Annotated in this window: 21 protein-coding genes; 9 read left to right on the top strand and 12 right to left on the bottom strand. The window is 56.8% G+C overall.

Annotated elements, in window-relative coordinates:
• The gene (locus KORLAC_RS09125; protein ID WP_068305695.1) at positions 1-543 is read right to left on the bottom strand and encodes a glycine cleavage system transcriptional repressor; all 543 of its coding nucleotides are present in this window, start codon (positions 541-543) and stop codon (positions 1-3) included.
• Positions 544-726: 183 nt separating this feature from the next.
• Between KORLAC_RS09125 and KORLAC_RS09120 the strand changes: the two genes are divergently transcribed.
• On the top strand, positions 727-945 hold the full coding sequence (locus KORLAC_RS09120; protein ID WP_068305692.1) for a DUF4170 domain-containing protein: 219 nt from the start codon (positions 727-729) through the stop codon (positions 943-945).
• Between the two features lie 95 nt (positions 946-1,040).
• On the opposite strand, the gene KORLAC_RS09115 is transcribed toward KORLAC_RS09120, so the two are convergent.
• Together KORLAC_RS09115 and KORLAC_RS09110 are read right to left on the bottom strand one after the other, a co-directional pair.
• The gene (locus KORLAC_RS09115; protein WP_068305690.1) at positions 1,041-1,229 is read right to left on the bottom strand and encodes a hypothetical protein; all 189 of its coding nucleotides are present in this window, start codon (positions 1,227-1,229) and stop codon (positions 1,041-1,043) included.
• A 177-nt stretch (positions 1,230-1,406) separates the two neighbouring features.
• Positions 1,407-3,239: a DUF885 domain-containing protein gene (locus KORLAC_RS09110; RefSeq protein WP_068305687.1), complete on the bottom strand. Its 1,833-nt coding sequence runs from the start codon at positions 3,237-3,239 to the stop codon at positions 1,407-1,409.
• Between the two features lie 184 nt (positions 3,240-3,423).
• Here KORLAC_RS09110 and hspQ point away from each other — a divergent pair, with 184 nt between their 5' ends.
• Complete coding sequence (gene hspQ / locus KORLAC_RS09105) at positions 3,424-3,768, top strand: heat shock protein HspQ (RefSeq protein ID WP_068305685.1); 345 nt, start codon at positions 3,424-3,426, stop codon at positions 3,766-3,768.
• 79 nt (positions 3,769-3,847) lie between these two features.
• On the opposite strand, the gene KORLAC_RS18670 is transcribed toward hspQ, so the two are convergent.
• The 9 genes from KORLAC_RS18670 to gabD form a co-directional block, all read right to left on the bottom strand.
• Positions 3,848-3,958, bottom strand: a complete 111-nt coding sequence (locus KORLAC_RS18670) for an aa3-type cytochrome c oxidase subunit IV (protein ID WP_074519303.1) — start codon at positions 3,956-3,958, stop codon at positions 3,848-3,850.
• A 99-nt stretch (positions 3,959-4,057) separates the two neighbouring features.
• Entirely contained in the window at positions 4,058-5,044 is a 987-nt protein-coding gene (locus tag KORLAC_RS09100) for a threonine ammonia-lyase (protein ID WP_068305683.1), read from the bottom strand.
• Positions 5,041-5,196 (bottom strand): hypothetical protein, encoded by a 156-nt coding sequence (locus KORLAC_RS19080; RefSeq protein WP_241493396.1) that lies wholly within the window; start codon positions 5,194-5,196, stop codon positions 5,041-5,043. Before KORLAC_RS19080 ends, KORLAC_RS09100 begins: the two co-directional genes overlap by 4 nt.
• A 131-nt stretch (positions 5,197-5,327) precedes the next feature.
• Entirely contained in the window at positions 5,328-6,656 is a 1,329-nt protein-coding gene (gene aptA / locus KORLAC_RS09090; RefSeq protein ID WP_068305678.1) for an omega-aminotransferase AptA, read from the bottom strand.
• 84 nt (positions 6,657-6,740) lie between these two features.
• Positions 6,741-9,080, bottom strand: coding sequence for a TonB-dependent receptor (locus KORLAC_RS09085; RefSeq protein WP_068305676.1), 2,340 nt, complete (start codon positions 9,078-9,080; stop codon positions 6,741-6,743).
• 138 nt (positions 9,081-9,218) lie between these two features.
• Positions 9,219-10,850 carry a tetratricopeptide repeat-containing sulfotransferase family protein gene (locus KORLAC_RS09080; protein WP_068305673.1) on the bottom strand — a complete coding sequence of 544 codons (1,632 nt, stop codon included), beginning with the start codon at positions 10,848-10,850 and terminating at the stop codon, positions 9,219-9,221.
• Between the two features lie 4 nt (positions 10,851-10,854).
• Positions 10,855-12,168, bottom strand: coding sequence for an NAD(P)/FAD-dependent oxidoreductase (locus KORLAC_RS09075; protein ID WP_068305671.1), 1,314 nt, complete (start codon positions 12,166-12,168; stop codon positions 10,855-10,857).
• A 7-nt stretch (positions 12,169-12,175) separates the two neighbouring features.
• On the bottom strand, positions 12,176-13,534 hold the full coding sequence (locus KORLAC_RS09070; protein WP_139167434.1) for a glutamine synthetase family protein: 1,359 nt from the start codon (positions 13,532-13,534) through the stop codon (positions 12,176-12,178).
• A 1-nt stretch (position 13,535) separates the two neighbouring features.
• Entirely contained in the window at positions 13,536-14,990 is a 1,455-nt protein-coding gene (gabD, locus tag KORLAC_RS09065; RefSeq protein WP_068305667.1) for an NADP-dependent succinate-semialdehyde dehydrogenase, read from the bottom strand.
• 335 nt (positions 14,991-15,325) lie between these two features.
• Between gabD and KORLAC_RS09060 the strand changes: the two genes are divergently transcribed.
• From KORLAC_RS09060 to KORLAC_RS09030, 7 genes are all read left to right on the top strand, one after another.
• Positions 15,326-16,615 (top strand): NAD(P)/FAD-dependent oxidoreductase, encoded by a 1,290-nt coding sequence (locus KORLAC_RS09060; protein WP_068307095.1) that lies wholly within the window; start codon positions 15,326-15,328, stop codon positions 16,613-16,615.
• A 33-nt stretch (positions 16,616-16,648) separates the two neighbouring features.
• Positions 16,649-17,515, top strand: a complete 867-nt coding sequence (locus tag KORLAC_RS09055; RefSeq protein WP_068305664.1) for a hypothetical protein — start codon at positions 16,649-16,651, stop codon at positions 17,513-17,515.
• Complete coding sequence (locus tag KORLAC_RS09050) at positions 17,512-18,264, top strand: gamma-glutamyl-gamma-aminobutyrate hydrolase family protein (protein WP_068305662.1); 753 nt, start codon at positions 17,512-17,514, stop codon at positions 18,262-18,264. Before KORLAC_RS09055 ends, KORLAC_RS09050 begins: the two co-directional genes overlap by 4 nt.
• 41 nt (positions 18,265-18,305) lie before the next feature.
• Positions 18,306-19,667, top strand: a complete 1,362-nt coding sequence (locus KORLAC_RS09045) for a glutamine synthetase family protein (protein WP_068305659.1) — start codon at positions 18,306-18,308, stop codon at positions 19,665-19,667.
• Between the two features lie 3 nt (positions 19,668-19,670).
• A complete protein-coding gene (locus KORLAC_RS09040; protein WP_068305656.1) occupies positions 19,671-21,050 on the top strand; it encodes an aminotransferase in 1,380 nt (459 codons plus the stop codon).
• A gap of 10 nt (positions 21,051-21,060) precedes the next feature.
• The gene (locus KORLAC_RS09035) at positions 21,061-22,557 is read left to right on the top strand and encodes an aldehyde dehydrogenase (protein WP_068305654.1); all 1,497 of its coding nucleotides are present in this window, start codon (positions 21,061-21,063) and stop codon (positions 22,555-22,557) included.
• 61 nt (positions 22,558-22,618) lie between these two features.
• Positions 22,619-23,995: a Na+/H+ antiporter NhaC family protein gene (locus KORLAC_RS09030; RefSeq protein ID WP_068305652.1), complete on the top strand. Its 1,377-nt coding sequence runs from the start codon at positions 22,619-22,621 to the stop codon at positions 23,993-23,995.
• The last annotated feature ends 5 nt before the right edge of the window (positions 23,996-24,000 follow it).

Raw genomic sequence — 24,000 nt, 5'->3', positions numbered from 1 at the left:
CTAGTGCGCCGCCTCGAGGCTACACTCGAGGCGGAGGCTCCCCGCCGTATTATAAAGCGCGGCCTCAAGCGCGGCCTCCCTGCCCGCTGGCACATTCACCGCAAACCGCGTGCGGTAATCAAACGCCCCATCATCCAGCGGCACACGTCGGCTGCTCATACGCACGATGTTTGCGTCATAGTCCACCAGCACTTCGCTGATCCGCGCCACAAGCCCTGGTCGGTCACCGCCCTTGATTTCCACCAGGTGCGTGATTTCGCCATCGGCGCCACGTTCCAGATCATAATGGAAGCTTGAGACAGTGATTCTGGCCCCATTGAGCAACGCGAGCTCTGCCAAGCCTTTCTCCAGGTCTTCCCGACTGGTGTCAGCTTCAAACGTGGCAATACAGGAAAACTCGAACGCCTCGCCCAGTACCGCGAACGAGCTGTCAGCTAAATTTGCCCCAATTTCAAAGAGATAGCCAGTTACAGCGGACACGACACCTGTCTGGTCACGGCCGATGATCGAAATAAGAAAAGACGTTGGGTTTTGAGCCGTCACGGTGGCACTCCTAGAAAAAGGTGGTGTTTTGCTGCGAGTTTGCTAAATAAACGCCGCGCACACAATCAATGTTTTTTACATTGCAGACTGCAGAAAAAATTCGCAACGAGACCGGCAGGGTCGTTGCCTGAACAATCGGATCAGGCCAAAGGCAGCAGGCCAAACGCAACAGGATGGTAACTCATGGCTGAACAACTTCTTCACCTTGTCTTCGGCGGACAAGTGACTGACCCACAGAAACTGGAATTCGCTGACCTGAACAAGGTCGACATCGTTGGCATTTACCCAAGCTACACTGAGGCTGAAGCGGCCTGGCGCAGCGTAAGCCAAGCAAACGTTGACGATGCCATGACCAAATATGTGGTGGTGCACCTGCACAAGCTGTTGCAGCCCGAAGAATAAACTCCGGGCTCTTTCCAGCTGATTTTCTGTAAAGTCTTGGGCCCTGCGAAAAGGTGGGGCCCGGGAATCAGGGATCGCGAAACGCGATCAACCCGTTAAATGGCGCTTGCCGCGCCGTCGAAATAGGCGCGAACGCCTTCTTCAATCACTTCGCCCTGGCGGTCATAAACCCCCATACGGCCAATCATTGTGTCGTACGCTTCCTTGCGGGACGTGGGATGCATCCGCTTCAATTCATGTGCGACCAGCCTGTGCAGGCCTTCATTGTTGATGGTATGGTTCATTCTATCTTCCATATACTCACTCGCTTTCTGTTCTTACTATTATGCTCTCCTGTATACCGCCACTTGAAGGCAGTTTTTTGACAGCAGCCTTACAATTAAAAGTATGGCTTTCAGACAAACGGCGGCGCCACCTACGTAGCACCGCCGCCAGAGATAGAAACAATATGGGAACTATCCTCAGGATTTCAAGGACTTGATCCAGGAATCCACGTTTTCCTCAAGGATGGAAAGCGGCACAGCACCGTTTTCAAGCACCACCTGGTGGAAACCGGCATAGGAGAATTTTTCGCCCAACTCGTCCATGGCCTTCTGGCGAAGCTCCATGATCTTCAGCTTGCCGACCATATAGGCCGTTGCCTGCCCCGGCATCACGATATAGCGCTCGATTGCAGCCACAACATCGCCCTTTGGGTTCGGTGTGTTTTCCGAAAGATAGTCAATTGCCTGTTCACGCGTCCATTTCTTGGAATGGATGCCAGTATCCACCACCAAACGGCACGCCCGCCATAGTTCCATCGCAAGGCGACCGAAGTCTGAATAAGGGTCTTCGTAAAAGCCCATGTCCTTGCCCAGCTCTTCGGTATAGAGGCCCCAACCTTCAGTGAAGGCGGTGAAGCGCGCAACACGCTGGAACAGCGGCACACCCTCGAGTTCCTGACTGATGGAAATCTGGAAATGGTGGCCAGGAATGCCCTCATGGTACGCCAGTGCTTCCAGCTGATAGATCGGCATGAAGCTCATATCGCGCAGGTTGGCATAGAAGATACCAGGACGGGAGCCGTCTGGCGCCGCGCGGTTATAGAAGGCCTTGCCAGCGGAATCTTCCCGGAACTTTTCCACCGCACGCACTTCCATGGGCGCTTTTGGCGTCAGGGTAAAATACTCGGGTACCTTGGCGCGCATGCCGTCAATGAGGTCACGGGCCTGCTGGAGGTACTCCTCTTTGCCCTCCTCCGTGTTCGGATAATAGAACTGCGGGCCTGACCGGGTAAACTCGAAGAACTCCTGCAGCGTGCCCTCAAAGCCGACTTTGTCCATGATCTCCCGCATGGCGGTGTGAATGCGTTCCACATTCTCAAGACCCACATTGTGGACCTCATCCGCTGTCATGTCGGTGGTCGTCATGTTTTTCAGGGCTTGGGCATAGAAGGCGTCCCCGTCAGGGAACTTCCAGGCGCCGTCGTCCGTGGTCGCTGTGGCTTCCAGCTTCTTGAGCTCGGCAATCAGTGCCTCATAACCCGGCTTCACCCCAGCCAGAAGTGCCGCCGACGCTTCAGCCACCAGGGCATCCGCCTCAGCTTCTGGCAGCTCCAGCCCAGCTACCTTCTTGCGGAAGTCGGCAAGCAGCACGCTGTCTTCACCACTATCATCAAATGGCGCGCCCTTCAGGAGGTTTTCAGACGCCTCGATCACGTATGGATAGACGAACTTGGGTGCCTGGATGCCCATGCCTGCGCGCTTCTCAAGCGACGCAACCAATTGGCCCATCAGCGCCTCCACGCCGTTGAGGCGCTTAATATAGGCCTTGGCATCATCCACACTGGTGACCCGGTGAACGGTCATCAGGTGGCTCGGGATGCCCGTCTGCCACCCAAACATCTGGTTGACCGGATAGCCGTAATCCCGCCAGCGATCGTTGGCGATGGTGCGCTCAGCCGTAATCTCGAAAATGCGGTAGCTCAGTTGGTTCTTCTCATTCAGGCTATCGAAATTGAAGGTCTTCAATGTTGCCAGTTGATCCTTGATCAGCTGCAGCTGTTCGTCGGCGGCAGCATCCGTCAGCTCCGGCCATTTGTCATTGTTGCTGCGATCACCCAGGCGCTCTGCCATCAATGGGTTCAGTGCAAGCCGTGCTTTCATCGCCTCGTCAAAGAAAGCGGTGATCTGGGCATTAACGTCCTGGACCTGCTCGGTGGCCTGGCCTTCCTTTGCGGTCTTGGTGTCCTTCGCGGGTTCGCAGGCAGCCAGTGCCAGCAAAAGTGCTACAGATGAAACAGTGTTACGAAACATGATATCTCCCTTATGTCGCGTCAGCGGTGCCCCTGTTAAAAAACCTAAATTTCTTAGGGCTTGGTAAGCTTTTGCCAACTTATGTGCGCTAGAGTGACGCTTGCGTGCGATAAATTGCAAGCTTTGTTGACAAAGGTGCCTGAGATGCCTATCTGACGCATCAGTAAAGGAGTCGGAAGCTAAAATGCAGTATGATCCAAAAGTAACGAAAAACCCTCTGTTCACGATTGGCCAAGTGGTTCGGCACCGCTTTTTCCCATTCCGCGGCGTGGTTTTTGACGTGGACGCAGAATTTTCCAATTCCGAGGAATGGTGGGAATCCATCCCGGCAGAAATCCGCCCGGCCAAGGAACAGCCCTTCTACCACCTGTTCGCTGAAAATGAGGATTCAAGCTATGAAGCTTACGTATCCCAGCAGAATTTGGTAGCGGACGATTCAGACGAACCAGTGAACCACCCGGATGTGGGGGAACTGTTTGGCCAGCTGGACAAAGGCCTTTATGAATTGAAGGCGATCCCGCGCCACTAAGGCACCGGAGCGTTATATTTCAAGCATAAAAAAAAGCGGCCACCAGGGCCGCTTTTTTATTGGGTATTGGCGTCAGGCCTTAGGCAACGAAAGCCGCCAGAAGCGCCATAACCAGAACAACAGCAGCAGTACCGCGTACAGTCGCTTTCATGAAACCTTCGAACGTCCGTTCCTGTTCTTTGATATCCATCACTTTAGCTCCAATAGACTGGCACTGCAGCGTGCCTTTAAACCATCTCGACCGCTCTATAGCGCAACCAGCGCCCGAGGCCAAGCCCTATCCGCGACCTTATGACACAGTTCTTTCGAGACACGCCTGCAACTGCGCCGGCTCGATGTTGCCGCCGCTGATCACGATCACTGTTGTCTTACCCTGGCAGGCCACTTTACCCGCCAGAAGCGTCGCCAGGGAAGCCACGCCGCCAGGTTCACCCACCAGCTTCATGCTGATCGCCGCATAGGCCACAGCGTCCAGCGCCTCATCGTCGCTGACGGTCACGCCCTTGAGTCCCAGATCCCTCATGATGGGGAACGTCAGGTCCCCGGCGCTGGGGGTTAAAAGCGCATCGCAAACAGACCGCGCACCGAAATCCACCTGCTCAATGGTGCCGCTGATGAGCGACCGGGTCACATCGTCAAAGGCTTCAGGTTCCACCACATAGCCGTCCAGGCCCGGGAAATGCTTATAGAGCGCCATGTAGGCGCCCGAGCACAGGCCGCCACCGCCACAGTTGATCACCGCCTGGTCAGGCGTGATGCCCATGGCCTCAAGGTCCTCGGCGATTTCAAGGCCCACCGTGCCCTGCCCCGCCATAATGAAGGGGTCGTTATAGGGCGGCACCACCGTGGCACCGCTGTCGCCCACAACGCGGGCCGCAACCTCTTCGCGGTTTTCATTATAGCGGTCATACAGAACCACGTCCGCACCATAGCCCCGAGTGTTGGCCAACTTCAGTTCAGGCGCGTCCTTCGGCATCACGATGGTGGCCTTGATACCCAGCAGTTCAGCGGCATGGGCGATGCCCTGGGCGTGGTTGCCAGAAGAGAAAGCCACGACACCGCGGGCTTTTTCCTCGTCCGTCAAACGCGACAGGCGGTTATAGGCGCCCCTGAATTTGAAAGCGCCAACACGCTGCAGGTTTTCAGGCTTGATCAGCACCCGGCCACTCACGCGCGCATTCAGCGTCGGGCTTTCGATCAGCGGCGTCCGGACCGCCACGCCCCTGATCTGTTCTGCGGCACTTAAGATATCATCATAGCTGATTGCATAAGTCATTTTGGGGCATCCTCGCCATTATGTTTTTTTGATTTCTTATAGTTGGCTTTTCGCGCATCCCACCAGCGGCCAATTTTGACCTCATACTTGCGCCGGAACCGGCGGACGACCGGGAAATCAACAGACAGAACCAGAAGCCCAAGAGGTGCCATCCAGAAGCCCAGGACCGGCAAGAACCCTAGGAAGCCCCCCAAAATAAGAAGAATGCCCACCACAATGCGTCCAATGCGCGTGGCAGGCATTACCCTTTTGACATGTTTTCTGACCATGAAATCTCGCGATACTAACCAACCTCGTTGATGGTTTTCCGCATGATTTCACCAATCTTGTCAATATCTGATTTGGATATATTCAGGGGCGGCGCGATCGCAATGTGGTCACCACTCATCCGCACCTTCAGGCCATTCTCGTATGACCGTTGGAATATCTCGCCCGCTCGCTTCATCGGCGTGCTGTCCTTATGGGCGAACGTCAGCGCGCTCATGAAGCCCAGATTCCGGGCATCTGTGACCGTTTCGGCCTCAGCCAGATCATGGACCATGTCCTCGAAATAGCCCTCGAGCGCCCGGACATTTTCATAAACGCCCTCTTCCACGTACGCCTTCTGGGTTGCGATGGCCGCCGCGACCGCCAGCGGGTGCGCGGAATAGGTATAGCCGTGGAACAGCTCCACACCCGCTTTGGTTTCGTCCATGAAGGTGTCGTAGATTTCCTTCTGCACCGCCACGGCACCCATTGGGACAGCACCATTGTTGATGGCCTTGGCTGTGGTGATCAAGTCCGGTTCGATGCCGAAGCGTTCAGCAGCTGACGCATATCCGAGGCGCCCGAAAGCCGTGATCACCTCATCGAAGATCAGCAGGATGCCGTGCTTCTTGGTGATCTCCCGCAGGCGCTCCAGATAGCCCTTCGGCGGAATATAGACACCGCACGACCCGGCAGCCGGCTCAACGATGACCGCTGCAATGGTGCTCGGGTCATGCAGGCCGATGATGTTTTCCAGCTCGTCCGCCAGATGGGCGCCGCCTTCCGGTTGCCCCCGGCTCATGGACATGGTGTTTGGGTCATAGGGGAACGGCAGGTGATCAACGCCCGGCAGCAGGGAGCCGAAAAATTTCCGGTTGTTCACCATGCCGCCAACCGAGATACCGCCGAAGCCAACACCGTGATAACCGCCCACGCGGCCAATCAGGCGCGTGCGCTGGCCTTCGCCCCTGAGCCGGTGGTACCCAAGCGCGATCTTGAGCGCCGTATCAACGGATTCGGAACCCGAGTTGGTGAAGAAGAAATGGTCCAGGCTGCCTGGCATTGTGGCCTTCAGCATGTTGGCAAGCTCGAACGCGCCCTTATGCCCGAAGGCAAAGGCTGTGGAATAATCCAGCACGCCGGCCTGTTCCCTGATGGCTTCAACCACCTTCGGGTGATTATGCCCCAGCGCACAGCACCACAGGCCGGACGACCCATCGATCACCTCGCGCCCGTCGCTTGTTTTATAATAAAGCCCGTCAGCGCTTTCGAGCATGCGCGGGTTGGCCTTGAAATCCTTGTTTGGCGTAAATGGCATCCAATAGGCGGCCAAGTCGTCATTCACTCGTTTACTTTGGTCATTCATGACACACCTCATCTGAATGGAGAGGCCCGCAGGCCCCTCCAGAAAAATGATAATCTTTTAGTTACAATCAGTTAGGCGTAAGCCCTAGCCGCCAAAGCGGTAGGTAAACTTGGCGCCAATCGTCCGTGGACGGCTGATACCGAAACCGTGGCCAGGGAAGAAGTCCCCGCCTTCGGCTGTGCCGTCATAATACATGCGGTTAAAGATGTTCTCGACGTATGCGACAACAGACCAGCCATTGTAGCTTTCATACCCAACACGGGCCGAGAAATCAGACCAACCCTCTTGGGCGTAGATATCGATGTTATCGAGACCGCCATAGGTTTTGGTCTGCGTCCGCCAGTCGATGGACGCGTTGACTTCACCGCTATCACCAATTGCCCGGTGGTAGGCCAGGAGGCCAGAGAAGGTAAACTTCGGCGTACCCGGCAGCGTGTTGCCGTCAACACCTTCAGCAACAACCGGATCAACATCGCTGATCTCATTGTCGTTGTAGGATGATGAGACAAACAGGTCGAAGTTTTCGCTAAGGATCGCCTGAACCGTACCTTCAATACCGGTTGCTTTCACTTTACCCACGTTGGTTACCCGCGTGCCCTTGTCGAAATAGTTCAGCTGCAGGTCTTTGTAGATGTAGTGATACACGGCCATGTCCATACGGATACGGCGGTCGAGCATGTCACCCTTCACACCCAATTCGTAGGACCAGACAGTCTCTGGCTCGAACTGGTTGAGGGTTGCGTTTTCGGCCACCAGATCATCAGTGATGTCGTCATCATCCGCTTCTACTGCGAAACTACCGAAGCCGCCTGATTTGAAGCCGCGCGTGGCGCTGGCATAGATCATCCAGTCGTCATTCGGACGATAGCGGGCGACAAAGCGCGGGGTGAAATCATCCCAGGAGCTCTTGCCGGTCACGAAACCGTCGGTGGTAACACCAAACGCCCAGAAAGGACCGAGGTCACTTTCGACCGGCAGAATCCAGTTGCCGAATTCCTTGGTGTCCTTGCTGTACCTGAGGCCCATGCCAACTTCGAACTTGTCGTTCACAGCGTAGGTCAGGTCAACATAGGCGCCCCAGCCTTCGAACTTGCCGTACACATCGTTCGATTCAAGGAGCCCAACAGCATTCGGCGTGAATTCGCCATACTCATAGTAAGCAAACACTTCCGCACAGCTATAGTAGTAGTAAACCTGACACATGACTTCTTCGTCACCACGCTGGTCGAAGTGGGCGTCAATGTTTTCCTTGTAGTATGACACACCAGCGTACCAGCTCAGCGGCCCGTCACCATTGGAGACCAGGCGCAGCTCCTGCTCGAAATAGTCGCCGCTCTGGACCTGACCATAGTCGTTGAAGCCGATCGGCATGCCGTCGAAGTCTTCCGCATACTCATAGTCGTGGTCTTTGTAGCCCGTCAGGGACGTCAGCGTGGCAAAATCCAGATCCACGTTGAATTCCGCGCTCAGTGACAGGATCTCACCGCGGTCATAGTTACCCAGCTTCTGGTCGGCGCCCACATCACGTTTGTTACCGCCCGGCAGGACATTCTCTTCACCCAGCACGTTCTTCAGATGCTGGACGATCGAGAAGCCATCATTTTCCGGAACATCGTCACGGATCAGGCGGTAAATGGAGCCGGACTGGTCGCGGTCTTCATATTCCGCCATGAAAGTGGCATCCCAGCTCTCGCCGCGAACAGCAGCTGTCGCCCGGAAGGCGGACTTGTCGTGCGACACCAGCTTGTCGTCATTTGGTGCGAATGTGTTGTCCACATATCCGTTTTCCTCGCTGTGGTAGGCCGCGAGGCGAAGGGCGAAATTATCGGACATCGGCAGGTTGATCGCGCCTTCGGCTTCAAAGATGCCGCGCTCGCCAAGGCCAACTTCCACATAGCCGTCGTTTTCATCGAAGTTCGGCTTCTGCGTATGCAGGCTCACGGCACCACTGATGGCGTTACGGCCAAACAGGAAACCCTGTGGACCGCGCAGCACTTCGGCGCGTGCCATATCGAACATGGAGGTTACAACAACCCCGTTGCGGCCCTGATAGAGGCCATTCTTGAAGAAGCCGACAGAAGGGTCACCGCCGACACCAAAGTCATTCGTGGAGATACCGCGAATGTTGATATAGTCGATGAAGCTGTCTTTACTGTCGCCGGAAAAGCCCGGTGCGAATTTTACCAGGTCTTTCACGTCATCCAGGTTCACCCGTTTGGTGAAGGCCGCATCAAAGGCCGTGATGGAAACAGGAACGTCCTGCGTGGACTGGGCCCGTTTCTGCGCCGTTACCACAATTTCCTCAAGCGACAGACCGCCGCTGTCGGTGTCTTGCGCAAACGCAGTTCCGCTGGCAAATAGGATGGCGCCAAGTGACGCACCTGTGGCCAGGGCTCGATTGCGGGTTCTATGGACAGTTTTCATTTTCTGCTCCTCCCCTAAGGAATGGCCCGACATCTGTCGGGGTGTTTTAAGCAACATGTTCCGTCTCCAAACCTGCTGCTCTCATGTTTAACCAAAGGTGCGGAAGCGGCGGCGTTGCCGTTCAGTCACCCAGTTGTACTAGGGCTCCACCTCAAGCCCGGCGTCCTTGAGCACCTGCATCATAGGGCTCAAATTCTTCTCAAACTTCTTCCAGCGCCCAACCGACCGGGTGTGGGCTTTCTCACGCACCTGCGCGGCGCTTGCGGTCGTGACCGCCGCGTCCTGCTTGTGGAATTCCACGCATGCGTCCTGCCAGTCAAGGCCAAGGAAATCGATGATGCGGCGGGCATTGGGCTCCAGGTCCTGCACCACGTCCTCATAGGCCACATCCAGAATGCGGTCGCCCAATAGCGCACGCCAGCGGCCCATCAGGCTGCGGTAACGCACATGATGGAGCGCCATCTCCTGCTGGTCATAGGAATGATAGTATGCCTCGGCGAACAGCTGCTTGTAGCTTGCGAAACAGCTGTCCATCGGGTCACGCACGATATGAATGATCTTGGCGTTCGGTAGCGCGCTTGCGATCAGCGGCAGATACATATAGTTCACCGGCATCTTGTCGATGAAATGCTTTGCGTCAGGCTGCACCGACTTTGTCGTTTCAAGATACAGTTCACCCAGCGCCTTGACGTCCAGCTTGGGGGCTTCCTTGATGATGTCCGCCGTCATCGGCTTTGGCGAGCTCATCTCAAGCTGGCGCTTGATAGCCATGGTGAACTGCTGCAGCTCACCAGCTGATTCCACGTCACTGTGGGCGGTGATGATACGCTCCACCAGCGTGGTGCCCGTGCGGGGCTGGCCTACGATGAAGATCGGAGCGTCACTTGAAGCGCCCTCGCCGATACCATCAAGCCAGGCTTTGTCAAAAGATTGCTCAAGCGCTTCGAACAACTCGGCCTCCGCCTGCTCGTCATGCGGTACGGCGGCGCGGCGGGCGCGGGCGCCTGCCTCGTAGGCCGTATAGGCGTCATCCCAGGCCTCAAGGTCTTCATATTCCTTGCCGATGGCATAATTCAGGAACGCGTGGCTTGGGTGGCCCGATGGCATGCGGTCCGCGATCTTCTGCATCTCGGCGATATGATTTTCGTCTTCAGCCTTACCAAGGCGCGACAGCATCCAGTGCGCCATGCCGTCATCCGGCTTTTCCGCCAAAACGGCCTTCAAGGCTGCGCCCGCTTCATCCAGGCGCCCCAGGAACGTCAGCGCCTTGGCGCGGCTCAGGTCAAAGAAAGCAGATTTGCCTGCCGCCTTGGCCTTGTCAAACCACACCAACGCGGTCTTCTGGTCACCCAGAAGGCTATGCACATTGCCGATCACATCCAGAACCAGGGGATCGGTCGGATCATTCTCTTCTGCGTTGATGACGGCCTTCTCAGCCATGGTGAACTGGCCCATCTTGGCGCAACAGCGCGCGAACTGGGCCCAGCCTGCGGCATGCTTGTCATCCAAAGACACGACATTCTTGAAAGCGCGGCGGGCGGTTGTCCAGTCGCCGCTTTCAATGCCCACCAGCCCCACCAGAAAATGGGCTTCGACAAGCTTTGGGTGATACTTCAGCACCAGACTGCAGCAGTTACCCGCCTCAGTGAAATCGCGGCGCATCAAGGCCTGATATCCCCGGCGCAGGAACTTAGCCACATCCGCCTGCCCCATCTCTCGTGGGGCAGCGCCTGTCGGTTTCATGCCAATGGTGCCGGTATTTGAAGCCATGATCCTACCCTAGCGCGTCCTTCATTCGATAATAGGCCATACCAATGGCCTGCAGGGGCTGTGCGAATAACTGCCCCCCTGGAAATGGAGGATGCTTGATTTTTGCCATGATATCAAAGCGTTCGAACTGTCCTGCGATCGCTTCGGCGATCAATTTTGCCGACATATGCGTTGCTGCCACACCGTGGCCCGAATATGCCTGGGCAAAATAGACGTTTGGCTTAATTCGGCCCACTTGCGGAATGCGGTTCAGGCCAATGCCCATATAACCGCCCCAGCTATAGTCCACCTTGACGCCTTCAAGCTGCGGAAACACCTTGAGCATGTTGGGCTTAACGGCGGCCTCGATGTCACGGGGGTGCCGGCCCGAATATGTCGCAAGGCCGCCAAACAGCAGCCGTTTATCAGCCGACAGGCGGAAATAATCGAGCGCCCAGCGCTGGTCGCATACGGCATAATCAGACGGCAGCACACTGGCCACCTGTTCGTCGGTCAGGGGCTCGGTGGCGACAATATAGCTGCCTGCGGGCAGCACACGAGACGCCAGCTTTGGCACCAGCCGCCCCAGATAGGCATTGCCGCCCAGCACCACGATATCAGCCGTGATGCGGCAGGTGTCCATGTCGATCAGCACTTGGTCGCCCTGGTAATCCATTTTGGACACGCGCGCATTTTCAAAAACCTTCACACCCAGGTTTTCTGCCGCCCGGGCCTCGCCGCGCACCAGATTGAGCGTATGGCAGTGCCCCCAACCCATGTTCGTCACACCGCCGATATAGCGGTCCGACCCCACGATGTCCTTCACCTGGTCGCGTTCGATCACTTTCTGCTCGGGCTCGTAACCGAAGCTGACCAGCGTATCCATGGCTTCCTTCAGTTCGTCCATGTCGCGCTCTTTCATCGCAGCGTCGAAATAGCCCCACTTCAGGTCACAATCGATGTCGTATTTCTCTACCCAGCCCTTGATGATGTCGACACATTCGACACCCATGTTCCAGGCTGCACGGGCGTTATCCTTGCCGAAAACCTTCTCGATTTTCGACAGGTTCGACAGTTCGGGGCCATAGCCGCCAATCACCTGCCCACCGTTCCGGCCCGAGGCACCCCAGCCAATGTGGTTCTGTTCCACCAGCGCCACCTCATAGCCTCGTTCGGCCAGATGGAGTGCTGCGGCCACACCAGTGAAACCACCGCCGACCACGCACACATTGACCTTCATGTTGCCCTCAAGCCGGCTGAAGGGCTTCAGGTCATTGCAGGTCGCCGTATAATAGGATGGCGGCAGTTGGTCGCTATGGATAGAATCGCGAATACGCATAAGTCCTCTAGATAATTCTCAAATACTGTTCATAGTCTGCGACGCTGATCTGACGGTGGAACTCTTCCTCCTCGGACCGGCGGATGCGCAGGTAAAGATCCACGAAATCCCTGCCAAGATACTCTGGCATCACCTTGCCCTTCTCAAGCACGTCAAGTGCAATGAGCCAACGGGACGGCAGGACACCGTCGAAATCCACCAGGTCAAACTCCCCCAGCGGCTCGCCCGGATCGGTTTTTTCCTCAAGGCCATGGAAGGCGCCGGCGAGGATCGCAGCCACCACCAGATGTGGGCATACGTCCGCGCCGCACACACGGTGTTCGAACCGGCGATTGGCATCGTCCGAAAGCGGCAAGCGCACGCTCAGGCGGCGGTTGTTTTCGCCCCAGTTCGGCACCACGGGCGCGAACCACTCTGGGTCAAACCGGCGGTAACTGTTGGCATTGGGCGCAAAGAATGCGGTGGCTTCAGGCATGGTCTCCAGCAGGCCACCCACCGCACGCTTCAGCTTGGTTTCACCGCCCTCACCCGCGAAGATATTGTTGCCGTCAGCGTCAAGCACGCTGACATGGGCATGCAGGCCATTGCCAACTTCATCATAGGTGGGCTTGGCCATGAAACTGGCAAGCAGGCCGTGCTTCAGCGCCACAGCCTTGACCGCACGCTTCAGCAGAAGCGCATCATCACACGCCCTTTCCACGTCGGACGTGTGCTGCAGGTTCACCTCGAACTGGCCGTTGCCGTATTCGCACACCAGGCCGATGACATCGAGGCCCTGCGCACGGCAGCTTTCCTCGATTTCCTGCATCAGGCCTTCGAAATCATAATAGACGTCCATATTGTAGCAGTTGGCGCCGCTTGCGGCGGACATGCCGTTTGGTGGCGACACCGGCACCGGCGGCACTGAGCCTGCTTCAAACAGGAAGAATTCATACTCAAGCGCAATCACGGGGCGCAGGCGTTTTTCGGCATAGCGGTCCAGCACGCGCTGCAGCACACTGCGGGGGTCCATAAAGAAAGGTGCACCGTCACTGTCTTGCATGGTCACCAGAATCTGGGCCGTCGGACGCGAGGCCCAGGGCACGCGCTTCAGCGTGCCTGGAACCGGCATGCAAATCCTGTCCGGGTCACTGCCATAGTCATCCAGAATGGCTTCAGCATTCGAGCCGTTCGTTGTCAGGAAGGTGGTTGTGATTGGGAAAGGCACACCGGCTTTCGCCAGCTTCTTGAGGCCGGACACAGGCATCTGTTTGCCGCGGAAGATGCCGTTCATATCGGCGATCAGCACTTCCACCACTTCAATATCCGGGTTGTCCTTCAAAAAGGACTTAATTTCCTCACCAACTGGCATACTTGAACTACTCACTTTAGATCCCCGCCATACAGAGATATTTCACTTCAACATAATCTTCGATCCCGTAGCGCGATCCTTCACGCCCCAGGCCGGATTGCTTGACACCGCCAAAGGGCGCCACCTCGGTGGACAGGATGCCGGTATTGATACCAACCATCCCGTATTCCAGTGCCTCGGCCACGCGCCAAACGCGTGACAGGTCCCGGGCGTAGAAGTAGGACGCCAGACCAAATTCCGTGTCATTGGCCTGAGCAACCACATCAGCTTCGTCTTCAAACTTGAAGACAGGCGCCACCGGGCCAAAGGTTTCTTCGCGCGCCACTTTCATCTCACGCGTTACATCGCGCAGGATGGTCGGCTCAAAGAAGCTGCCGCCAAGCTCGTGGCGCTTGCCGCCAGCCACCAGCGCCGCTCCTTTATCGAGCGCATCTGTGATGTGTTCTTCAACTTTCTCGATTGCCGCCTCATTGATCAGCGGCCCCTGTGCCACACCTTCTTCCGTGCCGTTGCCCACTTTCATGGCGGCAACCTTAACAGACAGCTTTTCAACGAATTCATCATAGACGCCAGCCTGAACATACAGCCGGTTGGCACACACACATGTCTGGCCGGAGTTGCGGTATTTGGACGCCATGGCACCTTCAACCGCCGCATCGATATCCGCGTCGTCAAACACGATGAACGGGGCATTGCCGCCCAGCTCCAGCGATACTTTCTTGATATCGTCCGCACATTGGCGCATCAGCACGCGACCAACCTCGGTCGAACCGGTGAAGGTCAGCTTGCGCACCGTCTCGTTGGCGCACATTTCACCACCGATGTCGCGGGATTTCTTGCCTACAACAATATTCAACAGGCCTTTGGGCAGGCCGGCGCGTTCCGCCAGCTCCGCCAGCGCAAGCGCCGACAGCGGCGTCTCTGCCGCTGGCTTCACCACCACGGGGCAGCCTACTGCAAGTGCAGGCGCCACCTTTCTGGTAATCATGGCATTCGGGAAGTTCCAGGGCGTGATGGCCGCCACAACACCGATCGGCTGTTTCAACACAATGATGCGCTTATCAGCCTGATGCTGGGGAATCACATCGCCGTAGAGGCGCTTGCCTTCTTCCGCGAACCATTCAATGAAACTGGCGCCGTATGCGATTTCGCCGCGCGCTTCCGCCAGCGACTTGCCCATCTCAGCCGTCAGGATCTGCGCCAGGTCTTCCTGCGCATCCATGATCAACTGATACCATTTCTTCAGAACACGGGACCGCTCTGCCGCAACCCGGCCACGCCAATCGGCAAAAGCAGCCTCTGCAGCCTCAATCGCTGTACGGGTCTCATCCGCCCCCATATTAGGAAGCGTGGCAATGACGTCGCCGGTCGCCGGGTTCTTTACCTCGAACGTTTCACCGCTCTCGGCATCCACCCAGGTACCGTCAATATAGCCCTTGTCCTTCAGTAAGGCACGATCACTCAGTTTCATCACAAAATATCCCCACTATTAATACCTAAAGGAAGTGTCGCTGACCGACAGCTTGAACAGTTTACTTAGAACACATTGTTCACGCCACCAGCAGCGACAGCCCTCTAGGCACGAGACAATGTGATCACAAAATATGATTAGTGTCAACACAGGCAGGACATTTTTGCTTCTACGCCGAAGCACAAGCCTCGTCAAAGGGGCCAAAAATCCCTTTATTCTGCTGTTTATATAGCATCATAAAAGTTCACTTGACCCATTTTAAAAAATGTGATCACTTTATTGCCAAGTTATCGGCCAAAGGGCCGCGTTACCCATTTTTGCTTACAGGTGTATTCGTGCAGCAACAAACCAATCATACCGGCTCTTATTATGCCGCAACAGCTAACGACACGCAGGATCGCCCTGCCCTGACAGGCGACATCGAAGCCGATGTTTGCATCGTGGGCGGCGGCTTCACCGGCGTAGTCACAGGCCTAACGCTGGCTGAGCTTGGCTATGATGTGGTGATTCTCGAAGGCGCCAAGATTGGCTGGGGCGCTTCGGGCCGCAACGGTGGCCAGATCATCAACGGTTTCAGCCGCGAAATCGAGTATATCGAAAAAACCGTGGGGCCGGAAGGCGCCAGCGCGCTCGCATCCCTCGCTCTTGAAGGCGGCAATGTGATCCGCGAGCTTGTCAGCCGCTACGGCATTCAGTGTGACCTCAAATATGGCTCTGTCCTTGCCGCCTGCACCAACAAGCAGTTGCGCGGCATGAGCGACGTCAAGGACATGTGGGCCGGCCGCGGCAGGAACGGCATTGAAATCCTGAACAGCCACGCGATCCGTGACCATGTGGGCACAGACAAATATGTCGGTGGCTGGATTGACCATAAAGGCGGCCACATTCATCCGCTCAATCTGGTGCAGGGCGAAGCCAAGGCTGCCGAAAGTCTGGGCGCCCGCATTTTCGAACAGACACGTGTCACTGAAGTGGACCATCAGGCAGAAACCCCCGTTGTGCACACGGAAGGCGGCTCGGTCAAAAGCCGATATGTTGTTCTGGCAGGTAATGCTTATCTCGGAAAAACCGTGAAACAGCTCTACCCCAAAATCCTGCCTGCCAGCACGCAGATCATTGTGACCGAGCCGCTTTCCGATAAAATGGCCAACGACATTCTACCCACAGACATGTGCGTCGAGGACGCCAACTATGTGCTCGATTATTTCCGCCTGACTGCAGACAAACGCCTGCTGTTCGGCGGCGGCACCGTGTATGGCGGCGAAGATGTGGCAGACGTTGAAAAAGCCTTGCGCCCCAACATGGAACGCCTGTTCCCGGCCACGAAGGACCTGAAGGTTGAGTTCGGCTGGCAAGGCAACATCGCGCTGACATGGTCGCGCCTGCCGCATGTCGGGCGGCTTGGCACGGGCACTTATTTCGCCCATGGTTACAGTGGCCACGGCGTGACCAGCTCCCACATGATGGGGCGGCTTGTGGCGCACGCGCTGCATGGCGACGCGACGGCGTTCGATGTGTTTGAAAGCATGCCGGCAAGAAGCTTCCCCGGTGGACAGCTTCTTAGTGTACCCTTGAGCACCCTTGGCTGCTGGTGGTACTCGATGCGGGACAAACTTGGAATATAGAAAAGGCTTAGGTGGGAAGTGGGGAATTTATTGATGACCGCAGAGCGACGAGTGTTGGGTATGAAACCGGAAACCCTGTTTCAGGTTTTCAAATACACCATCTATACGCTCATTTTCGGCAACCTCGTCTATTTCGTGCGGGAAGAATATATCGCTGCGACAGTGCGCTTTCCAGATGGCGTGGGTTTTGGCATGCTTATCGATGCCTTTTCCCAGTCGACTGACAGTTTCGCCTGGCTAGTATTGTTGCTGACCTTCGAGCTTGAGACCTACATCATCCCAGATGAGAAGCTCAAAGGTCCAGTCAAATGGACCCTGAACCTGATTGCTGGCGTTTGCTACGTCCTGATCACCCAGGCTCTTCTTGGCTATATCAGTCATATGAATGAAGTCATGAACTTCATACCATATGCAGAAGGCACTGCCTGTGCGGCAGTGGGCAGCGTATCCTCGCTTGCGCTGGACCTGTATGAATTTGCCGATCTTACGGCACAGAACTGCGGCAGCATCGATTCAAGCTCACTTTTCTACCATGAGGGTTACAACGCGCTAACCGACGGCAACAATCTTTACTTCCTCGAAGAACTGGCTGTTCTCGATGTTGTGAATGCCTCTACATGGCTCTTGATCGTTCTCGTGCTGTGGATAGACATTTTCTTGCAACTGCGCGGTGAGCTAACGGAGAAACTCTACAAATGGAACGGCGCTTTGAAAGCGGTACTGTACCTTACCCTGATCGCGTGCTGTGTCTATTGGGGCTGGCTGGGTGATCTTGTTGGCTTCTTAGACTCACTTTGGTGGATCCTGGCCTTCTTCTTCATCGAAATGAACCTCTTCAAATGGCACGAATCGACGCCAGCAGAAGATGATCTTGTAACCGAGTCCGGAGACGCAGCATGAAGCCGATTGTTGCCATCGTATGCGATACCAACCAGCAAGGGCCGCATATCTACCATCAGGTTGGGGATAAATATGTCCAGGCACTGGTGCGCTGTGCGGACGTGACACCGGTACTGATCCCGGCGCTTGAGAACCCGATTGCCGCGGCGGATATTTTCGCCATCGCTGACGGCATTCTGTTCACCGGCGGCTACAGCAACATCCAGCGCCATCATTATGGCGAGGAGCCTGCGCCCGAGGGCGAACATGAAGACCCGCGCCGCGACAAGAACACACTGGCGCTCGTGAAAGCCGTGCTGGACGCTGGCGTGCCCATGCTGGGCATCTGCCGCGGCCTGCAGGAACTGAATGTGGCCATGGGCGGCACGCTTTATCCGCGTGTTCACGAGATTGAAGGCCGGATGGACCACCGGGAAGACAAGAACGCCCCGATTGATGTCCAGTACGGCCATGCCCACGCTGTCAGCACCACGGAAGGTGGGTTGCTGGCAAGCGTGACTGGCGAAAGCCGCTTCATGGTCAACACGGTGCACGGCCAGGCCATCCGGGACCTTGCGCCCGGCCTGAGCATTGAGGCGCTGGCCGACGACGAAACCATTGAAGCCGTCTCAGTGGACGGCGCTAAAGAATTTGCCCTGGCAGTCCAGTGGCACCCGGAATGGAAGGCCTGGGATGATCAGCCTTCCACCAAGATCTTTAACGCGTTCGGCGACGCCGTTCGCGGGCATAAGACCAAGAGAACCTTATAGAGAAGGACACGGCCCAGCAATGGGCCCTGCATAGGTGATCTATGTATGATGCAAAGCGCATCGAAGAGCTGGATAACTGGCTGAAATCTGAAAACATCGACGACATCGAATGTATGGTGGCGGACAACGCGGGTATTGCCCGCGGTAAATCCATGCCGCGCACCAAATTTATCGAAGGCATCAAGTCCCGCGGCCTGAAGCTGCCGGAAAGTGTGTTCGGCATGACCATCACAGGGGACTATGCCCTGAATGATCATCTGTCGGAAACAGAGCGCGACGTCATCCTGACGCCGGACCTGGACACGCTGTGCACGACGCCCTGGCAACCGGAACCAACGGCCGCAGTCATCTGCGATGCCGAACTTGAAAACGGCGACCCATGTGTTTTTTCACCACGTCAGCTCCTGAAACGCATCCTCAAGCTTTATGAGGACGAAGGCTGGCAGCCAATCGTTGCGCCAGAGTTCGAGTTTTACCTTATCGATCGCCAGGAAGACGTTGAATCTCTACCGATTTCTCCAGTTGGCGCCTCTGGCCGCCGTGACGTTGGTTCGGCCCCATATTCGATCGACAGCCTGGACGAATATGCCGCCTATTTCGACGATGTCTATGACGCGTGCGAGGCCCAGCGCATTGATGTGGACGAACTGATCCACGAAGCCGGCCCGGCCCAGTTCGAGTTTAACGTGACCCATGGCCCAGCGCTTCAGGTTGCTGACCAGTCGTTCCTGTTCAAACGCATCCTTCGGGCAATCGCCATTCGTCACAATATGTTCTGTACCTTCATGGCGAGCCCCTACCCTGACAGCTATGGCAGCGCCATGCACATCCACCAGTCGGTGGTGGATATCAAGACAGGCAAGAACATCTTCGCCAATGAAGACGGCAGCCATTCAGATCTGTTCCTGAGCCATATCGCCGGTTTGCAGAAATACCTGCACGAAACGATGCCGCTGTTTGCGCCGTTTGTGAACAGTTACCGCCGTTTCTCCATGGCCTGGTCGGCGCCGACCAACACCCACTGGAGCCGGGAAAACCGCTCTGTGGGCCTCCGCGTACCGGGTGGGCCGAAGGAAGGCCGCCGGGTTGAGAACCGCATCGCGGGCTCTGACGCCAACCCCTATTTCGCCATCGCAACGTCGCTGGCTTGCGGCTATCTGGGCATGAAAGAAGGCCTGGAGCCGCTGGCGGAATTCAAGGGCTCTGCCTATGAAGCGCGCGGCAAGGCGCTGCCACGGCACTTCCTTGAAGGCATGAAAAATATGCGCAGAAGCAAGGCAATTCGCGAAATCTTCGGCGAAGCCTTCGTGGAAACCTATCTCGATGCCAAGGAAATGGAATATGACAGCTATTCGTCAGTTCTGAGCCCTTGGGAAACGAAGTACCTCCTACTGACGGTGTAAGTTATGACTGAGTTAAGCAATCGTACCAAATTCTGGCAGAGCCAGGACGCAGAACATCACCTGCATCCCTTCACCAGCCACCCAGGCCTGCGTGAACGCGGTGTACGCATGATCACCGGCGCCAAGGGCGTGTATCTCGAGGACAGCGAAGGCCAGAAAATCCTGGACGGCATGGCTGGCCTCTGGTGCGCCCAGATCGGCTACGGCAATGAAGAAATGGTTCAGGCAGCCGCCGAAGCCATGCGGGGCCTCAGCTACTATAACCTCTTCTTCATGACGTCGAACCCGTACGCCACCGAGCTTGCGGCCAAGATTGCGGAGAAAACCCCGGGTGACGTCAATCAGGTACTGTTTGCCTGCTCCGGTTCCGAAGCCGTCGACAGCGCCTACAAGCTGGTAAAATACTATTGGAACCTGAAGGGCCAGCCGAACCGCAAGCAATTCATCGCACGCGAACGGGCCTATCATGGCTCCACGACCGTTGCAGCTTCGCTTTCGGGCCTCACCGGCATGCACCCGCAGTTCGACCTGCCGATTGAAGGCATCCACCATGTGGGCCCGACGCCGCACCACTATAAGTTCGGTGGTGACTTGAGCGAGGAAGAGTTCTGCGACCAGTGCGTCCAGGCGGTTGAGGACAAGATCCTTGAGATCGGCCCGGAGAATGTCGCTGCCTTCGTGGGTGAGCCCGTGATGGGCGCTGGCGGCATGATGCCGCCGCCGGAAGGCTATTGGCCGCGTATTGAAGCGCTATGCCGCAAATACGGCATCCTTCTTTGGTGTGACGAAGTTATCACCGGCTGGGGCCGCACAGGTGAATGGTTCGGTTCCACCTACTATGGCATCCAGCCTGACATCATCACCATGGCCAAAGGCCTGTCGTCCGGCTATCAGCCGATTTCCGCTGTGGCCATGGGCGGCGACATCGCCCGCGAGATTGCCAAAAGCGACGACGAGATGGTGCATGGTTTCACCTATTCCGGCCACCCTGTGGCCTGCGCCGTGGCGCTCAAGAATATTGAAATCATGGAGCGTGAAGGCCTGGTGGGCACGGATGCAGCCAAGGCACGGATCGATTATTTCCGCACGCAGCTTGAGACACTTGCGGACCACCCGCTGGTTGGGCAGGTGCGTACTGTCGGCCTTCTGGGCGGGATTGAGATCGTCAAGGACAAGGCAACCAAAGAGCTGTTCCCAGATGAGCTGGATGTCGGCTTCAAATGCCGTGAACACTGTTTTGGCAACGGCCTTGTGATGCGCCATGTGGGCAACTCGATGATCCTGTGTCCGCCACTGGTGATCACCCACGATGAAATTGACGAACTGGTTGCCAAGGCCCGCCTTGCGCTGGACCTGACAGCCAAAGAAATCGGCGTAATGTAAGGAGTTTGCCATGACGGATAAAACACTCGGATACTGGCAGGCCAAGGCCAAGGACGCCAGGATCCACACCCAGGCCTATATCGACGGCAAGCGCACAGACGCGGCCTCTGGCGAGACATTTGAGACCATCAACCCGGCAACCGGCGAGGTTCTGGCGAAGGTCGCATCCTGCGATGTGGCGGACGTGGACAAGGCTGTTGCTGCGGCCCGCCGCGCGTTCAAAAGCGGCATCTGGGCAGACCTGCACCCCACCGAGCGCGGCAAAGTGATGATCCGCTGGGCGGAGCTGATGGAAAAGCACGCCGACGAGCTGGCGGTGCTGGAAACCCTTGATATGGGCAAGCCCATCTCTGACGCCACATCGATCGATATTCCGGCGTCGGTCAACTCCATCCGCTGGTACGGTGAAGCCGCCAACAAGGTGCTGGACGAAATCGCCCCCACCGACCCTGGCGCGCTCGCCATGATCACGCGGGAGCCCATCGGCGTTGTGGCCGCGGTTGTTCCCTGGAACTTCCCGCTTCTGATGGCCTGTTGGAAACTGGGCCCTGCCCTCGCGACCGGCAACTCGGTTGTCCTGAAGCCGGCCGAGCAATCACCCCTGACGGCACTTCGGATCGCGGATCTGGCAGAAGAAGCAGGTATCCCTGCGGGCGTCTTCAACGTGGTGACCGGCCTTGGCCACACGGCGGGCAAGGCACTTGGGCTTCATATGGATGTGGACGGGCTGGCCTTCACTGGCTCAACACAGGTTGGCAAATATTTCATGGAATATTCGGGCCAGTCGAACCTGAAGCGCATTGCGCTTGAGTGCGGCGGCAAAAGCCCGCACATCATCATGGACGACTGCCCTGACCTGGACGCCGCCGCACAGGCAGCAGCCGGCGCCATCTTCTTCAACCAGGGGGAGGTCTGCACCGCAGGTTCCCGCCTGCTGGTGGACAGGAAGATCAAAGACAAGTTCATGGACAAAGTGCTTGAAGCCGCCAAAAGCTGGGTACCGGGCGATCCACTTAATCCTGCGACCAACCTGGGTGCTATTGTGGACGACAGCCAGTACCGCCGCGTGCTGGGATATATCGAGACAGCCGGCAAGGACGGCGGCAAACTGGTGGCGGGTGGTGCTGCCGCACGCACCGAGACCGGCGGCTATTTCGTTCAGCCGACAATCTTTGACGGCGTGACGCCAGAGATGACCATCGCCCGCGAGGAGATTTTCGGCCCCGTTCTGGCCGTGATCGAATTCGACGGCGAAGAAGAAGCGATCGAGATTGCCAACAACACTATCTATGGCCTTGCCGCCGCCCTGTGGAGCAAGGATATCAGCCGCGCCCACCGCATGGCACGCGCGCTTCAGGCCGGTACCATCTGGGTCAATTGCTGGGACCCGACCGGTGATCTGTCGATCCCGTTTGGCGGCTATAAACAAAGTGGTTTTGGGCGTGATAAATCGTTGCATGCGCTCGATAAATACACCAACCTCAAAACCACCTGGGTGCAGCTTTAAGCAAATCCGATTTGGGCGTAGCCAACAGGCTGCGCCCTATTTTTTTGGGAGAGACGATTAAATGGAAACAGCGGCGGAACTGAGCCACCAGGGCATACTCACGCTGATCCCCACACTTGTGGTTCTTGTGCTTGCGGTCACCATCAGGCGGCCCATTGAGGCGCTGATCATAGGCGCTGTCGTTGGCATCGTCATGCTTGATGGTGGTGATTTCGTCATCGTCACTGCCGAAACCACCATGCGCGTGCTCTCAGACGAGGACCTCATCTGGGTTATTCTGGTGTGTGGCGCCATGGGCAGCCTGATCGGGCTGTTGATCCGAACAGGAGCGCTCGCCGCCTTCGTCCAATTCGTCACCAAAAGGGTCAAAAGCCGCTTCAGTGCGCTGATGGCAACCTGGGCCCTTGGCATTTCCCTGTTTGTTGATGACTATCTGAACAGCATCACCGCCGGCGCGGCGATGCGTAAAATCACAGACCAATACCGCGTCAGCCGCGAGATGCTAGCCTATGTGATCGACAGCACCGCAGCGCCTGTCAGCGTGATTATCCCGCTCAGCACCTGGGGGGTCTTTTTCGCCAAACTGCTGGAAGAAAACGGCCTTGCGGCTGAAGGCCAGGGCCTGTGGACCTATATCTCCGGCATTCCCTACATGCTGTACCCCTGGATCGCAATTTTCATCATTCCGCTGGTGGCGGCAGGCAAATTTCCCCTTCTGGGGCCGATGAAGAAAGCCGAATACCGGGCGCGAGAATATGGCCAGTCCATTCCCCCCGGCGCGGAACATGTACAGGCCGCGAACGAAACCATCGTCGAAAAAGAAGGCGTCAAACGGAACTTGTGGCTGTTTGTTTTGCCGCTTGTGGGCCTTGTCGGTTTCACCATCTATTACGACATGGATTTCCTGCCAGCCGTATATGCCACGCTGGCGCTGATGACCTTGGCAGTGATCGGCCTGCGCATTCTGGACCATCACGATACGTTCAACACCATCATTGACGGCTTCAAGATCATGGTTGAGGCTCTGGCGATCATTTTTGCGGCTTACATGTTGAAGGATGTCAATGAGCAGCTGGGCCTGACGAGTTATATCCTTGAGCTGACCACGCCCTTCATGACGGCAACCACCCTACCCTTCATCGTGTTTGGGGTGATGGGCCTGATCGCCTTTGCGACAGGCTCCAGCTGGGGCATGTTTGTCATTGCCCTGCCCGTCATTGCAGACCTGGCCTTGTCCACGGGCGCGAGTATCCCGCTGGTGATCGGGGCAACATTGTCTGCCAGCACATTCGGCAGCCACGCGTGCCTTTATGCTGACGCCACCGTCCTGACAGCTCAAAGCTGCGGCACCACTTCCATCCAGCACGCGCTAACGCAACTTCCCTATGCGGTCGTGGGCGCGCTTATTTCCTTGATTGGCTTTGCCATTCTTGCGTAAGAAGG

The sequence above is a fragment of the Kordiimonas lacus genome, from assembly GCF_001550055.1.
Taxonomy (GTDB): domain Bacteria; phylum Pseudomonadota; class Alphaproteobacteria; order Sphingomonadales; family Kordiimonadaceae; genus Kordiimonas; species Kordiimonas lacus.
Note: the sequence above shows the minus strand (reverse complement) of the source record. Positions and strands in the feature narration are given on the sequence as shown.